The sequence below is a fragment of the Pseudofrankia inefficax genome, from assembly GCF_000166135.1.
GTDB classification, from domain to species: Bacteria; Actinomycetota; Actinomycetes; order Frankiales; family Frankiaceae; genus Pseudofrankia; species Pseudofrankia inefficax.
The window spans coordinates 7,281,404-7,296,925 of sequence record NC_014666.1; the positions used below are offsets into that span (position 1 = coordinate 7,281,404).

General features: G+C 72.5%; 12 protein-coding genes. All 12 read right to left on the bottom strand.

Annotation, left to right across the window (positions count from 1 at the left end):
• Positions 1–76: 76 nt before the first annotated feature.
• The gene (locus FRAEUI1C_RS29400; protein WP_013427020.1) at positions 77–1,093 is read right to left on the bottom strand and encodes a polyprenyl synthetase family protein; all 1,017 of its coding nucleotides are present in this window, start codon (positions 1,091–1,093) and stop codon (positions 77–79) included.
• Positions 1,090–2,718, bottom strand: a complete 1,629-nt coding sequence (hpnE, locus tag FRAEUI1C_RS29405; RefSeq protein WP_013427021.1) for a hydroxysqualene dehydroxylase HpnE — start codon at positions 2,716–2,718, stop codon at positions 1,090–1,092. Before hpnE ends, FRAEUI1C_RS29400 begins: the two co-directional genes overlap by 4 nt.
• Positions 2,715–3,644, bottom strand: coding sequence for a presqualene diphosphate synthase HpnD (gene hpnD / locus FRAEUI1C_RS29410; RefSeq protein WP_013427022.1), 930 nt, complete (start codon positions 3,642–3,644; stop codon positions 2,715–2,717). Before hpnD ends, hpnE begins: the two co-directional genes overlap by 4 nt.
• Entirely contained in the window at positions 3,641–4,870 is a 1,230-nt protein-coding gene (gene hpnC, locus FRAEUI1C_RS29415; RefSeq protein WP_013427023.1) for a squalene synthase HpnC, read from the bottom strand. Before hpnC ends, hpnD begins: the two co-directional genes overlap by 4 nt.
• 176 nt (positions 4,871–5,046) lie before the next feature.
• On the bottom strand, positions 5,047–5,877 hold the full coding sequence (locus FRAEUI1C_RS29420; protein WP_013427024.1) for an SDR family NAD(P)-dependent oxidoreductase: 831 nt from the start codon (positions 5,875–5,877) through the stop codon (positions 5,047–5,049).
• 876 nt (positions 5,878–6,753) lie between these two features.
• The gene (locus FRAEUI1C_RS29425; RefSeq protein ID WP_013427025.1) at positions 6,754–8,088 is read right to left on the bottom strand and encodes an aspartate aminotransferase family protein; all 1,335 of its coding nucleotides are present in this window, start codon (positions 8,086–8,088) and stop codon (positions 6,754–6,756) included.
• A 278-nt stretch (positions 8,089–8,366) separates the two neighbouring features.
• Positions 8,367–9,509, bottom strand: coding sequence for an ABC transporter substrate-binding protein (locus FRAEUI1C_RS29430; RefSeq protein WP_013427026.1), 1,143 nt, complete (start codon positions 9,507–9,509; stop codon positions 8,367–8,369).
• A 217-nt stretch (positions 9,510–9,726) separates the two neighbouring features.
• Positions 9,727–10,575, bottom strand: a complete 849-nt coding sequence (locus FRAEUI1C_RS29435; protein ID WP_013427027.1) for an ABC transporter permease — start codon at positions 10,573–10,575, stop codon at positions 9,727–9,729.
• Complete coding sequence (locus FRAEUI1C_RS29440) at positions 10,572–11,564, bottom strand: ABC transporter ATP-binding protein (protein WP_013427028.1); 993 nt, start codon at positions 11,562–11,564, stop codon at positions 10,572–10,574. The genes FRAEUI1C_RS29435 and FRAEUI1C_RS29440 overlap by 4 nt, the downstream gene beginning before the upstream one ends.
• Positions 11,561–12,589 (bottom strand): ABC transporter permease, encoded by a 1,029-nt coding sequence (locus FRAEUI1C_RS29445; RefSeq protein WP_013427029.1) that lies wholly within the window; start codon positions 12,587–12,589, stop codon positions 11,561–11,563. Before FRAEUI1C_RS29445 ends, FRAEUI1C_RS29440 begins: the two co-directional genes overlap by 4 nt.
• Positions 12,586–13,641 (bottom strand): TIGR03842 family LLM class F420-dependent oxidoreductase, encoded by a 1,056-nt coding sequence (locus FRAEUI1C_RS29450; protein ID WP_013427030.1) that lies wholly within the window; start codon positions 13,639–13,641, stop codon positions 12,586–12,588. Before FRAEUI1C_RS29450 ends, FRAEUI1C_RS29445 begins: the two co-directional genes overlap by 4 nt.
• A gap of 280 nt (positions 13,642–13,921) precedes the next feature.
• A complete protein-coding gene (locus FRAEUI1C_RS29455) occupies positions 13,922–15,412 on the bottom strand; it encodes a CoA-acylating methylmalonate-semialdehyde dehydrogenase (RefSeq protein ID WP_013427031.1) in 1,491 nt (496 codons plus the stop codon).
• Positions 15,413–15,522: the final 110 nt, after the last annotated feature.

Sequence of the window (15,522 nt, forward strand, 5' to 3'; positions counted from 1 at the left end):
GAATCTCCTCCGGGCTCGGGTGGGGAGCATCAAAGGCCCCTGTCGGGGGCCCAGGTGCGCGCTCGCCGCACCCTCCTCAGCAGTCGCGTTCGGTCACGAAACGGGCCAGGGCAAGCAGCTCCGCCTCGGCCAGCGGTGGCAGGGACAGCGAGCGCAGCACCGCGCCGGCGGTCTTGAGCTGGCGGTCCGCCTCAGCCGTGGTCCAGTCACGGCCGCCGGCCCGCTCGACCAGCGCCGCGATCCGCTCCAGGTCCTCGGTCGGCCGGTCGCCCTCGCTCACGAGGAAGGCCCGCAGCTCCTCCGCGTCCGGGCCGCCGGCCTCCAGCGCGACGACGACCGGCACCGACTTCTTGCGGGACTGCAGGTCGGACAGCACCGGCTTGCCGGTGACGGCCGGGTCGCCCCAGATACCGAGCAGGTCGTCGATCAGCTGGAAGGCCGTGCCGAGGCGTGACCCGAACTCGGCGAGACCGTCGACGACCTCCTTGGGCGCGCCCGCGAGCACCGCGCCCAGGGAGGCGGCACAGGCCAGCAGGGCGCCGGTCTTGCCGTCCTCCATGTGCAGCGTCTCGGCGACCGTGACGTCCGAGCGGCTCTCGAACAGCAGGTCCTCGGCCTGGCCGCGGACCAGGTCCTGCACGCCGGCGCCCAGGATCACCGCCGCCTTGCGGCCGGGCTCGCCCTCGACCTCCAGCAGGACCTGCGTCGCCAGGCCGAGCAGCGCGTCGCCGGCGAGAATCGCGCCGTCCGCGCCGAAGACCGTCCACGCGGTCGGCCGGTGCCGACGCTCGGTGTCGCCGTCCATCAGGTCGTCGTGCAGCAGCGAGAAGTCGTGCACCAGCTCGACCGCCACGGCCGCGGGCAGGCCGACCTCGGCCGGTGCGCCCGCCGCCTCGGCGGACAGCAGCGCGAGCGCCGGGCGCACGAGCTTGCCGCCGCCTCCGGGCTGCGGGTTGCCGTCCGCGTCGACCCAGCCGCGGTGGTACTCGACGACGTGCCGAAGACGCGGGTGCAGCCGCGCGACCGTCTGGCGCAACGCGGGAACGGTTAGCGTCCGACCACGCTCGATGGCCTCCGGAACCGTCATGGTCATGCCGGGTTACTCCCAACGCTGTTCGTGGTCGGCGTGGATGCCGAGCTGGTACCCGTCGAGGCACCAGGATCGGTCGCGGTCTCGCTCCCGGGCGCGGTGGCGGCCTTGACGGCCAAAGTGGGCTGCGCCGGGACTGGTGGGCTGGTGGGCTGAACGTCTGATCTGGTCGGCGTGGTCCCCAGACGCGGCCAGGTGACATCGCCCGAAACCGTCCCCGGCTCGCGTGCGTTCACCCCCACGCTGGCCAGCGTCTCACGGGCAGCAGCGAGCCCGCTACGCACAGCTCCCTCCATGGTCGCCGGCCAGCCGGTGTCGGTCCACGCGCCGGCCAGGGCGAACCCGGGCAGAGCGGTGGCCGCTCCCGGGCGAAGAGCGAGCGATCCGGGCGCCTGGCGAAACGTTGCCGTGCGCTCTCTCGTCACGAAGACCTCGACGAGCTTCGCGTCCCGCGCCGCGGGCAGGATGCGACGCATCTCGGCGACGAACTCGTCACCGAGCTCGCCGGCCGGCCGGTCGATCCACGGCTCGGCGGCGGACTGGGAGAGCGCCACGTACTGCGAACCTGGCGGCGCCATGCCGGTACCGGACAGTCCGGACGCCCCGGTCCGGTCGAAGATCCACTGGATCGGCGAACCGGTGACGGCCAGGAACGGCCCGTCGATCACCTTGCGGTCGAAGATCATGTGAATGTTCACGATCGGCGAGGTGCCCAGCTCCGTCAGGCCGGCCGGGTCCGGATGGGCCCCGGGCGGCAGCAGCTCGGCGGCGGCCGGCGGTGGCACGGCGAGCACCACGGCGTCGGCGGTCAGCACCGCCGAGTCGGACCGGCCGGCGCCGCTCGCGATCGCCACCTCGTAGCCGGCGTCCGTCCGGGTGATCGAGCGGACCTTCACGTTGGTACGCACGTCGGCGCCGGCGTCGGCGAGCGCCTTGGCCGCGGCCTCGCCATGCAGCTGCTGCAACGGCACGTCGGCCCAGCCGATGTCGGCCGCGTCCGCCCGCTCCAGCAGCCCCGTGCGCACCACCTTCGCCGCGAGGCCCAGCGAGGCCTCCCCCGCCGGCACGTTCAGCGTGGCGACGGTGAGCAGCTCCCAGAGCGTCTCGGTGGCCGTCGGGCCCTGCCGATGCGCCGTCAGCCAGTCGCCGAACGACCGGCCGTCGACGGCCGGTGACCGCTGGTCGAGCCGGCCGAGCTGGAACGCGGCCAGCGCCGCGGTGACCCGCTGGGCGGGCGCCAGCGCCTTGTAGCCGAGCAGCGCGGGGGCCAGGTGCAGCGGCGCGGGCAGCCTGGCCTTCGTCCGGCGCAGCCGGGCGTGCGTGCCGAGCCGGTCCCCGAGCAGCACCGGGACGTCCAGCCGCTCCTGCAGCGTGGTCTGGTGCTCGACGCCGAGCCGGTTCAGGAAGCCCCGGTAGGCCGTGCAGCAGCGCATGAACACGTGCTGCCCTGTGTCGACCCACAGGCCCTTGCGGTCGAACGACGCGGTCGCGCCGCCCAGGCGGGGCCGGGCCTCCAGCAGCACCACGTCGACGCCGCTGTCCGCGGCCACCAGCGCGGCGGTCAGGCCGGCCAGGCCGCCGCCGACGACGACGAGCCGCGGCCGTGTCACGCGCGTCTGCGCCGTCACGAGGCCGCACCTCCCGCACCAGGGGCCGCCGGGCGGGCACGCTCGGGCCGGCCGGCAAGGCTGCGGGCGGCGACCAGCGCCTTCTCCCTGGCGGGCAGGGACACCCGCTGGGTGAGCACGGCCGCCGGCTCGGCCTGAATCCGGCGGTTGAGCCGCAGGTAGATCCCGGCGAGGGCACCGCAGCAGGCGGCGCTGCGCCGGTCGAGCAGGTCCAGCAGCACCAGGCCGCGGGAGTACCACTCCTCGGCGCGCGCGGTGCCCATCCGCAGGTAGTCGACGAGCGCGTCCCGCGGGCCGCCGAGCACGCCGTCCGCGTCGACGGCCAGCTTCACCCCGGCCGCGGCGAGCTCCGCCTGCGGTAGGTAGGTGCGCCCGCCCAGCAGGTCCTCCCGCACGTCGCGCAGGATGTTCGTCTGCTGCAGCGCGACGCCGAGGGCGTCGGCGATCGCGGGGGCGTCGCGGCGGCTGGCGGCCTCCGTCGTGCCGAAGATGCCGAGCGAGAGCCGGCCGATCGTGCCGGCGACCAGCCGGCAGTAGCCGACCATGTCGTCGAACGTGTCGTAGGTGCTCGGGACGATGTCGCTCTCGACGCCGTCCGCGAGCTCGATGAACGCCTCCAGCGGGATCGGGAAGCGCTTCGCGGCGTCGGCGAGCGCGACGAGCACCGGGTCGGAGCTGTTCGGGTCGAGGCCGCGGATGTCGGCGCGGGCCTTGGCCAGCCCCTCGACCTTCTGGTCGTCCGGGAGGTCCCCGTCGCCGATGTCATCGAGGCGGCGGGAGAACGCGTAGACGGCCGACAGCGCGGCGCGCCGGTCCGCCGGCAGCAGCCTGATCCCGTAGGAGAAGTTCTTCGCCGCCTGCTTGGTGATCTCCTCGCAGGCCGCGTACGCCTCGGTCACCGTGGGTCGGGACGCGGCGGCGGTCATGAGGCCTCCCCCTCGTCACCTCGCCGGCTGTGCCGGCTGTCAGCCTCAGTCATCGCAGGCCAGGCGCTGGCCGGCCCGTTCACGGACCTGCTCTCGGTGTTCCCCAGGTCGGCGCCGGTCACTACGCCCGAAAGGGTGGTCACTGCCACGGTCGGGGCTGGCACCGAGGTGGCGGCCCGGTCCTTCGCCGTCGCGAGCGCCGGTTCCGTCACGGCCGCAGCGGAAACCGCGGAGGCGGCCGTGGCCCGGGGCGGGTTCGGGGACGGCGGCGGCGGCTCGCACAACGGTGGCAGGCCGCCGGCCCCGGCGGCGCCGGCACGCATCGACGGCGAGTACGAACGGACCGCGACCCACATGGCGGCGCCGGCCAGCCGGGGCTTGCTCGCCTTCGGCGCGCCGCCGAGCACGTCGTAGCCGGCCTGGCGGACCGCGTGCAGCGCCGCGCGGCCACCGCCGATGAAGCCGGCGATGGCCAGCCGCATCCGGCCGTCCAGCAGGCTGGCCAGCGGGGCGCCCTGGTCGAGGACCGTGGTCGCCCTGGCGACCTGGAAGGCCATCAGGTTGCGCAGCGCCGGCGACGCGGTCGGCGCCGCGAGGTCGCTCTCGGCGACGCCGAAGGTGTCGAGGTCCTCGAGCGGCAGGTAGATCCGCCCGGCCGCGTAGTCCTCGGCGACGTCCTGCAGGTGCTCGGCGATCTGCAGCGCGGTGCAGACCCGGTCGGAGAGGATCAGCCGGTCGGGGGTCGCCCGGCCGAGCACGCCGAGCACCATGCGCCCGATCGGGTCGGCCGACAGGGTGCAGTAGCGCAGCAGGTCGTCGAAGGTCGGGTAGCGGGTGACCCGCTGGTCCAGCCGGTTCGCCTCGATCAGCCGCAGGAAGGGCTCGGCGGGCAGGTCGCAGGCCGCCACCGTCGTCGCCAGCCGCTGGTGCACGGGCAAGCTCGGCCCCGCGCCGGTCCAGATCCGCTCCAGGTCGGCCGCGAGCTCGTCAAGCAGGGCGAGCCGGTCGCCGGGGGCCTCGTCGCCGATGTCGTCGACCAGCCGGGCGAACCCGTAGATGGCCTTGAAGTGCTCACGGATGGCGGCGGGCAGCACCACGGGCGACACGGGGAAGTTCTCGCCGTACGCGGCGCGCAGCACCTCATCGGTGGAGGTCGCGATATCGGTGATACCGGCCGGCTCTGCCCGCCGGCCGGGGGCGGCGGTCCGGGCGTCGATGGGGGTCATGCGCCTCTCGTTCTCCTGAAGTCTCGGGGACCCGCGGCCGCGGCCAGGTTCCTGGTCGGGGGGTTGGCACGGGTCCGCCCGCTGCTGAGGGGTCGAGGGGAAGCCGGGCCGGTGGGCGCGCGCCGGGTCAGGGCGGCGTGAGGTCGCCGGCGGCGGGCCGGCGACCGGCGCGCTCGCTATCCGAACACATTCGCCAACCTGCGGTAGAGCGGCGGCGCCGCTCCGTGCACGCGCGCGGCCAGGGACATCCAGCCTGGCACCCACACCTCGGCGCTGCCGCGCGCGACGCCGGCAAGCATGCGGTCCGCGACCCGGCTCGGGGGCATCGCCTTGGGCCAACGGCGGACGTACGGGGCGCCGCGGCGGTGGAAGAACGGTGTGTCCACGGCGCCTGGTAAGCAGAGCGTCACCACGATGCCGCGACCTCGCACCTCGGAGCGCAGCGCGTCGGCGAATCCGACCAGCGCCGCCTTGCTGGCGGAGTAGGCCACCTCGCCCCGCACCCCCAGCGCGCCCGCGACACTGCCCACCAGCAGGATGCGGCCCTCGCCGCGGTCGAGCATCGCCGGCAGGACCGCGCGGACCAACATCATCGGTGCGAGCACGTTGACGGTGACCAGATCCCGCAGCGCGTTCGGGGACATCACCTCGAAGGGTCCTGCCGCGCCGATTCCGGCCGACAGGACCAGCAGGTCGACGTCACCGAGCAGTTCGGTGGCCCGGGAGGCGACGGCGGTCTCCGCGCCCACGGCTGTCAGGTCGGTCGCGAACCGGTGGCCGCCAGTCGCGGCGGCAACCTCGTCGAGGGCGACTCCGTTGCGGCCGACCAAGAGAGTCTTGGTGCCGTCCTGGGCCAGCCGGAGTGCGGCCGCGCGGCCGATCCCGCTGGAGGCACCGGTGACGAGTGCCGTCCGCGGTGGCCAGGGAGCGGACGCGGCCGCCCGGGCCCTGCTGATCACCGGCCGGGAAGCCCGATCCTGGACAGCAGGACGAGAGCGGGTGCTCACGCCTTAAACACCTCCGGTCGCGTCGGGCGCCAGGCCCACTGTGCGTCCGACCGCGTCACGGCCGGCGGTCGCGGGGCCACCCACCCAGGGTGACGGGGAGACGTGACGACCCCCCAGAAATCCCAACTGCCCGACAACACCCTTGCGGCCATCCTCGAGTCGCGGGTCCGCGTCGACGCCACACCCGCCAAGGGCAGCCCCATCATTTCACCGCCCCCCGACGATCCAGTCCATGGTCAGGTGGATGACATCAGGCACCTACGCCGGTGGCGCACGGCCGATACCCGTCCACCGAAGGGTACGGAACGATTACCCAGAGCGCATCTTGCGGCGCCCGGCCAACCATTCATTTGATTTACGGCTGTGAATCGGGCCGGAATGACACAGCGGCGACATGATGCAGACACCACGGCTGTGATACGGACATCGTCCAGACAGCCGGCGGGACACAACTGTGACGCCGTTGTGACAATCGTCGCCCACCGACAACGGGCCGCTCACACCGATCCGAGGGCCACCGGGTCACCGGGGCGAACGACCAAAGAGATGCCCCCTGCCGCGTCCACCATCCGGAGGCGGGAACCCTTGGCGCCTTCGGGCTGGCGCGACCACGGATCCCAACACGGGTCACGGTCCGGATGGGGAAACGGCTGCCGCACGGAGACAACCCTACCGTCCCGGACAAACAAGATCAAAAGGGGCTCGCCGGGTGGAGTCGGCACATCCGGGCAGGCCACGGACTTTTTCGGGGGTCGACGGGGGTGCGGGTGAGATCCGTCACGGCACGAGCGAAGGGACTGTAAGCCGGGAGGTAAGTCATCCCTGGTGGTCACCAGTCCTGGGATTTCCCGACCACCAGGGACGACTCGGGCCGCCTCAGCCGGTGTAGTAGCTGTCCGCGACGGTAAGGGCGTCGTCGAGGATGGCCAGGCCCTCGCGGAGCTCGTCGACGGTGATGGTGCATGGCGGGACGACGTGGGTCCGGTTGAAGTGGGTGAAGGGCCAGAGGCCGCGTTCCTTGCAGGCACCGATGAACGCTGCCATCGGGGCCGCGTCGGGGCCTGCCGCGTTGAACGGGACCAGCGGCTCGCGGGTCTCCCGGTCGCGGACCAGTTCGATGGCCCAGAAGACCCCGAGGCCGCGGACCTCGCCGACGCTCGGGTGGTTGACGGCGAGCTTCGCCAGCTCCGGGCCGATGACGTCGGTTCCGAGCATCCGGGCGTGCTCGACGATGCCCTCCTCCTCGAAGGCCCGGATCGAGCCGACCGCGGCGGCGCAGGCCAGCGGGTGGCCGGAGTAGGTGAGACCGCCCGGGTAGGGGCGGGTCGCGAACGCGTCGGCGACCTTCGGGCCCATGATGACGCCGCCCAGCGGGACGTAGCCCGAGTTCACGCCCTTGGCGAAGCAGATCAGGTCGGGCACGACGTTCCAGTGATCGGCGGCGAACCATTCGCCGCACCGCCCGAAGCCGGACATCACCTCGTCCAGGATCAGCAGGATGCCGTGCCGGTCGCACAGCTCGCGCACCCCGGCCAGGTAGCCGTCCGGCGGCACGAGGATGCCGTTCGTGCCGACGACCGTCTCCAGCAGCACCGCGGCCACGGTCTGCGGGCCCTCCAGGGCGATCACCTCGGCGAGGTGCGCGAGGGCCCGCTCGCCCTCCTGCTCGACGCTGTCGGCGTAGAAGGGCGAACGGTACGGGTAGGGGCCGTGGAAATGGACCACGCCCGGGATGCCGGGCTCGCTCGCCCAGCGGCGTGGCTCGCCGGTCAGGACGATCGAGCCACCGGTGGCGCCGTGATACGAGCGGTAGGTCGTGAGGATCTTGTGGCGGTCGGTGACGAGTCGGGCCATCCGCACCGCGTTCTCGGTCGCCTCGGCGCCGCCGTTGGTGAAGAAGACCTTGTCCAGGTCGCCGGGGGCATGCGACGCGATGAGCCGGGCCGCCTCCGAACGGGCCTCGTTCGCGTGGAACGGGGCGATCGTGGTCAGCTTGCCGGCCTGCTCGATGATCGCCTCGATCACCTTCGGATGCTGATGGCCGATGTTGGCGTTCACAAGCTGGGACGAGAAGTCCAGGTAGCGCCGGCCGGACTCGTCCCAGAAGCAGCTGCCCTCGGCCCGGTTCACCACCAGCGGGGTCAGTGCCGCCTGCGCCGACCAGGAGTGGAAGACGTGCTTGCGGTCGTCGTCGTAGGTGCTGCTGGTCATGACCCGCTGCCTCCTTGCCGCCCACGGACTGTCATCGAGGGCCTGATCGAGGGTCCGAGAGCGTACCCGTGCGCCGTTCGCCGGCCGATGGAAATTCTCGCCCCTAAGGAAACCCGAGGTTGAGGCCGCGGACAGCCCACGGCGACAGGATGCCCGACACACCGGACCGGCTCGCCCGGCGGGCGCGGGTGGGGTGCGCGCCGCCGGGCAAGCCGGGTGATCGTGGTGTCGGCCCGCCCTCGGCCGGCGGGAACCGGTCGAGAGCGGGCCGGCGCGGTTCAGGCTCCGTTCGCCGCCAGGGTGACGGTCTGGGGCTTGAAGCCGCTGCCGACGACGTCGACGCCGCTGCCCTTCAGGTCGGCCAGCGCCTTGTTGACGTAGTCGTTCGTGTAGGCGAGACCTTCGGGGTCCTTGGTGAGGACGGTCTGCCCGTCGGCGTTCTTGGTGCCCTTGGCGACCGAGACGGTCTGGTCCCAGGCCGCCTTGTCCACCAGGCCGATGCCGTTCGGCGACGGCCAGATCAGCTTGTTGACCTCGTTCGTCTGCCAGAGCTGGTGGCTGGCGCCGAGCTTCGAGCCCGCGGCGACGACCAGGTCACGGCAGTCGGCCGCGTTGTCCCGGCAGTAGATCCAGCCCTTGATCGAGGCCTCGACGAACTTCGTCGTCGTGTCCTGGTACTTCTTGTCGCTCTGCAGCTTGGAGGTGTTGGCCCAGATGGCGTCCTGCAGCATCGCGGTGCCGACGTCGTTCCAGTTGATGACGTTGAAGTCGCTCGGCTGGTAGAGCTTGCCCGTCGCCGGGTTCGTCGCCTCCAGCACCTGGGCGTACTCGTTGTAGCTCATGGCCTGGGCGGCGTCGACGTCACCCGAGATCAGGCCCTTCATGTCGAACTGCTGCTGGACCAGCGTGATGTCCTTGGACGGGTCGACCCCGGCCTTGGTCATGCCGGCGAACAGCTCGTACTCGTTGCCGAAGCCCCAGTCGCCGACCTTCTTGCCCTTCAGGGCGGCCGGCCCGGTGATGTTCTTGTCCTTGAAGCTGACCTGCAGCGTGCCGGACCGCTGGAAGATCTGCGCGACGTCGGTGATCTGCGCGCCCTGCTCCCGGGACGCCAGCGCCTTGGGCACCCAGGCGATCGCGTAGTCCGCCTTGCCCTGCGCCAACACGGTCTGCGGGACGATGTCGGTGCCGCCCTCGAGGATCTTCACATCGAGGCCGGCGTCCTTGTAGTAACCCTTCTTCTCCGCCGCGATGTAGCCGGCGAACTGTGCCTGGGTGAACCACTGCAGCTGCAGCTTCACCGGCGTCAGTCCCGAGGACGTGCTTCCCGTGCTGCCGCCGCCGGAACTCGACCCACACGCCGCGAGCGCGAGCGCCACGGCGAGTCCCGCGGCAAGCCCCCCGGCCAACCGTCGTTTCATGTACCCCTCCGGTACTCCCTGGCCGCGCCGGGCGCGCCAGTGACGACGCTTCAGGCCCGACGCGGCTCTCCAGCCGACATCGCGGGCCACGCCGCCCGTACCTCGCGAAGAAGATCCACCGGGCCGCGCCGCCCGCCGACGAACCGGATGTCCACGGGCCACGCCGCCCGCCCGGCGGCCCGGTCCGCCGCTTGTCTGCCGCCTATGCAGTTGATCGTCAGAGGGTCAGTGAGCGCCCGCCCCGCCGCCAGGGGGTCGCGAGCCACTCCAGCAGCCCGGCGACGAGGTAGACGACGAGCCCGAGCACGCAGGCCGCGGCCACGAAGGCCCAGGCCCGGGGATACGCGGTGTTCGACGCCGCCGAGGTGATCCGCGAGCCGAGCCCGTTCTGCCGCCCGCCGAAGTACTCGGACACCACCGCCGCGATCACGGCCAGCGACGACGCCAGCCGGAAGCCGGTGAAGATGTACGGAACGGCCCCCGGCAGCTGGACCGTCCGGGCGAACCGCCACGGCCCGACGGCCAGCGAGCGCATCAGCTCCCGCTGCACGTCCGGCACCTGCCGCAGCCCCCGCACGGTGTTCACGAACACCGGGAAGAAGACGACGATCGCGACCACGAGCCTTCGCGGCACCGCGGACGTCGTCGAGAACATCGTGTTGAACAGCGGGGCCAAGGCGATGATCGGCACGGCGTTCATCGCCGCCGCGAGCGGCCCGAGCAGCCCGTCGGCGATCTTCGACCTGGCGGCGACGACCGCCGCGAGCAGTCCGGCGACGAGGCCCACCGCGAGGCCGACGACCGCGTTCGCCCCGGTCGCCCGCGACGTCTGGACGATGACCCGGAAGCTGTGCCGGAACTGCGTCCAGATCTCCGACGGAGCGGGCAGCAGGTACGGCTGGATGTGGTTCGCCCGGACGTAGCCCTCCCAGGCCGCCAGGCCGACGACGCCGACCACCACCGGCGGCAGGACGACGGCGAGACGAGCCCGGGTCCATCTGGCGAGACGGGTGGCGTCGCGGTCCCGCCCGGCCGCCGGGCCAGCGCCGTCCGGGGCCGGGCTCATGCCCCGCCTCCGGCCCGCAGTGCCTCGCGCACGGCGGTCACGGCGGCGAAGAACGCGGCCTGCTCGCGCACGTCATCGGCGTCGACGGCTGTCGGCCCGCCGGTCTCCCCCGGTGCCGCCGGACCAGCCGGTACGCCGTCGCCAACCCGGGCCGCGCCGAGCCGGCCGGGCAGGTCCACGTCGATGATGTCCGTGATCCGGCCGGGGCGGGGCGACATCACCGCGACCCGGTCGGAGAGGAACACCGCCTCCGGGATGGAGTGGGTGACCAGGATGACCGTGGTCCCGGTCTCCCAGCGGATCCGGGCCAGCTCGCTCTGCATCCGCTCCCGGGTCATCTCGTCCAGGGCGCCGAACGGCTCGTCGAGCAGCAGCAGCGGCGGGTGTTCGGCCAGCGCGCGGGCGATCGCCACCCGCTGCTGCATGCCGCCGGACAGCTGGGCCGGCCAGTGCCCGGCGAAGTCACCGAGGCCAACCAGGTCGAGCAGCTCGCGGGCCCTGGCCCGGCGCTCCTTCCTGCTCACGCCGTGCACCTGCAGCGGCAGCTCGACGTTGCCGGCGACCGTGCGCCACTCCAGCAGCCCGGCCTGCTGGAACGCGATGCCGTAGCGCCGCGCGGCCCGGGCGGCCCGGGCCGGCTCACCGAAGACCAGCACCTCGCCCCGCGTCGGCTCGACGAGATCGCCGACCAGGCGCAGCAGCGTCGACTTGCCGCAGCCGGACGGGCCGATCAGCGAGACGAACTCGCCGGGCGCGACCGTCAGCTCGATGCCGGCGAGGGCGACGGTGGCCCCACCGCCGGCCACCGGGAAGACCTTGTCCACCCCGTGCACCGCGACGGCCGGCACCGCGGCGGCCGGGTTCGCGCCGCCGGCAGGGCGGTCCTCCTCACGGGGTACCGGCGCGGCGGGCGCGTCCGCCGCGGGAGCGCCGGGGCTGGTCTCGACCGCCGACGATCCGGGAGGTCCGCCAGCGGGTCGCGCGGTCATGTCGTCACCTTCTGGGTCTTCGGGGAAGGTACGTCCGACGCTGGCCCGGAGCCGGCCCGACCGGTGCCCGGCCGTGGCTGGCCCGGCCGCCGGGTCAGCGCCAGCTCGACCAGCGAGACCAGCCCGGCCACGAGCAGGCCGGTGACGGCCGCGCCGAGGACGGCGTCGTAGAGCTTGGTCGAATCGCTGGTCGCGGACTGGGAGTAGGCGATGATCAAGCGTCCGACACCGCCGGAGGTTCCGGTGGAGATCTCGGCGACGATGGCCCCGATGACGGCCGAGGCGGCGGCCAGCCGCAGCGCCGGCAGCAGGAACGGGACCGACGCCGGCAGCCGTAGCCGCAGCAGCGTCTGCCACCAGGACGCGGCGTAGCTGCGCATCAGCTCGACCGAGCTCGCCGCCGGCGACTGCAGGCCGCGCAGCATCCCGATCGCCACCGGGAAGAAGGCCAGGTACGCGGCGATCAGGGAGACCGTCATCCAGTCCTGCCAGCGCAGCGCGCCGAGGTGCAGCTGGCCGCTCCACCCGGCGACCAGCGGGGCCAGCGCGATCAGTGGCACGGTCTGGCTGGCGATGATGTACGGCAGCAGCCCGCGCTCGACGATCCGCAGGCGGGCCATCAGGACGGCGAGCAACACCCCGACGACGACGCCGGCCAGCAGGCCCACCACGGCGACCCGCAGCGTGTACCAGATGCCCTTGAGCACGGCCAGCCCGACCGTCTGGCTGCCGTCGGCCGCGACCTCCTGGTGGCCGAGCTGGGCGAGCACCGACCAGACGTGCGGCATGGAGACGTCGTCGTTGCGCGGCAGCACGGGCACGCCGAGGACCCGGCCGCCGTGCGGCGAGCCGACGAGCTTGTACAGCTCCCAGACCGCGCAGACCAGCACCACCGCGACGACCGCGAGCCCGGCGCGGCGCAGCCGCTCACCCCAGCCGCCGACGGCGGGAACGGGCGGGGCCGCGTCCCTGCCGCCGAGCGCGGCGGTGGCGGCCGACTCGTCGATGGAGGCCGTAATGGTCATGGCGCCTCGGGACCGGCCGCGGGGCTCTTCGCCCGGATGTGCTCGGCGATCGCGGGAATCACCTGCTCGCCGTATGCCTCCAGGGTCGCGAGCTTGGCGTCGTGCTGCAGGTAGACGGCGAACTGGTCGACGCCGAGCGCCGCCAGCTCGGTCAGCCGCCGGACGTGCGCCTCGGCCGGTCCGAGCAGGCAGAACCGGTCGACGATCTCGTCCGGCACGAACGCGGTGTGGGTGTTCCCGGCGCGGCCGTGCTCGTTGTAGTCGTAGCCGGTGCGGCCCTCGATGTAGGACGTGAGCGCCGCGGGGATGGCCGAGCCGCCCGCGCCGTAGCGGCCGACCAGGTCGGCGACGTGGTTGCCGACCATGCCGCCGAACCAGCGGCACTGGTCACGCTGGTGGGCCAGCGAAGCCGCGTCACCCGGCCCGACGTAGGCGGGCGCCGCGACGCAGATCTTCACGGTCGCCGGGTCGCGGCCGGCGGCGGCCGCCGCGGTGCGCACGGCGTCGATCGTCCAGGCGGTGATGTCCGGGTCGGCGAGCTGCAGGATGAAGCCGTCGCCGATCTCGCCGGCCAGCGCCAGCGCCTTCGGGCCGTAGCCGGCGACCCAGATGTCCAGCCGGGAGTCGAGGCCCCAGGGGAAACGCAGCTTCGTGCCGTTGACCTCGGCCTCGCGCCCATTGGCCAGCTCGCGGACGACCCCGACGCAGTCCCGCAGCGTCGCGAGCGTGGTCGGCTTGCCGTTGAGGACCCGGACGGCGGAGTCACCGCGGCCGATGCCGCAGATGGTCCGGTTGCCGTACATCTCGTTGAGCGTGGCGAACAGCGAGGCGGTGACCGTCCAGTCCCGGGTCGCCGGGTTGGTGACCATCGGACCGACCAGCACCTTGCGAGTGGCGGCCAGGATCTGGCTGTAGATGACGAACGGCTCCTCCCACAGCAGATGGGAGTCGAACGTCCACACATGCGAGAACCCAAGCGTCTCGGCCTGCCGAGCCAGCTCCACCACCCGAGAGGCCGGCGGATTCGTCTGCAGCACAACTCCGATGTCCACGTAATCGCCTCCCAGTCCGTCACGTTTTATGTGGTATGGCCTAGAGCCCTGGTCTGACCGCCCTACCGATCGAGCTGTACCCCAAGGCTTCGCGTAGTCCGGTGGGCCAGCAGGCACGAGCGAAGCGAAGTGCCTGACTGGCCCACCGGACGGAGCGAAGCCCGTTCGCGGCGGAGGACGCCGCCCGGAGGTCCCAACCGGAGCGAAGCGAGGATTGGGGCCGGAGGGCGGCGCCCGGACGCCGCGAACCAAGAAACAACCTCCTACCTAGGCCCCAAAATCACCGCGTCCTGGGGAAGCCCAGCTCGACCGAGCTCGTCGCCGGGTCGGGCCAGCGGGTGGTGACGACCTTGGTCTTGGTGTAGAAGCGGATGCCGTCGGGGCCGTACATGTGCAGGTCGCCGAATAGCGACGCCTTCCAGCCGCCGAAGCTGTAGTACGACACCGGCACCGGGATCGGCACGTTGACGCCGACCATGCCGGCCTGGACGTCGAAGGTGAACCGGCGCGCGGCGCCGCCGTCGCGGGTGTAGATCGCGACGCCGTTTCCGTACGGGTTGTCCTCGACGAGCTTCACCGCCTCGGTGTAGGTCTCGCAGCGGACCACCGCGAGGACCGGGCCGAAGATCTCGTCGGTGTAGACCGTGCTGGTCGTCGACACGTTGTCGATCAGGCTCGGGGCGAGGAAGAAGCCGGGGCCAGACGAGATCGGGTCGTCGCGGCCGTCGATGACGAGGGTGGCGCCGTCGGTCTTGGCGGTTTCCAGGTAGCCGGCGACCCGGTCGCGGGCCTCGCGGGTGATGACCGGGCCCATCTCGCTGTCCGGGTCGAGGCCCGGGCCAACCTTGATCTTGCGGACGCGCTCGGCGATCGCCTCGACCAGCGGGTCGGCGGAGTCACCGACCGCGGCGACGACGGAGACCGCCATGCAGCGCTCACCGGCGGAGCCGTAGCCAGCCGAGACAGCGGCGTCGGCCGCGGCCGCGATGTCCGCGTCCGGCAGCACGATCATGTGGTTCTTCGCGCCGCCGAGGGCCTGCACCCGCTTGCCGGCCGCGGTGCCCGTCTCGTAGACGTAGCGGGCGATCGGGGTCGAACCAACGAAGCTGAGCGCCTCGACGTCCGGATGGGTGAGCAGCGTGTCGACGGCGAGCTTGTCGCCCTGGAGCACGGTGAACACACCGTCCGGCACGCCGGCCTGGGCGAGCAGCTCGGCGAGCAGCAGCGACGCCGACGGGTCACGCTCGGAGGGCTTGAGGATGAACGCGTTGCCGCAGGCCAGCGCGTTCGACAGCATCCACAGCGGGACCATCGCCGGGAAGTTGAACGGGGTGATGCCCGCGACGACGCCCAGCGGCTGACGGATCTCGTGGACGTCGACGCCGGTCGACACCTGCTCGGAGAAGCCGCCGCGCAGCAGGCTCGGCGCGCCACAGGCGAACTCAACGTTCTCCAGGCCGCGCGCGATCTCGCCGAGCGCGTCGTCGACGGTCTTGCCGTGCTCGGCGGTGATGAGCTTCGCGAGCTCGGTCCGGTTGGCGTACAGCAGCTCACGGAACCGGAACATCACCTCGGCCCGGCGGCCGAGGCCGGTGCTGCGCCAGCCGGTGAACGCCGCCTTGGCGCTCGCGACCGCCGCGTTGATCTCCTCGAGGCTCGCCAGGGCGACCTGCGCGGCCTGCTCACCGGTCGCCGGGTTCCACACCGGCCCGAACCGGCCGGAGCCGCCCGCCACCGCCTTGCCATCGATCCAGTGCCCGATTTCCCGCATGGTGACCTCTCCCGGTGCCGTTCGTCCTGACACGCCCATCCTGGCCGGCATCGCCCGCGCCACCAAACTGAGCGTTTACTTAGCTCCTTTCGTATCCCGTGGACCGCCTT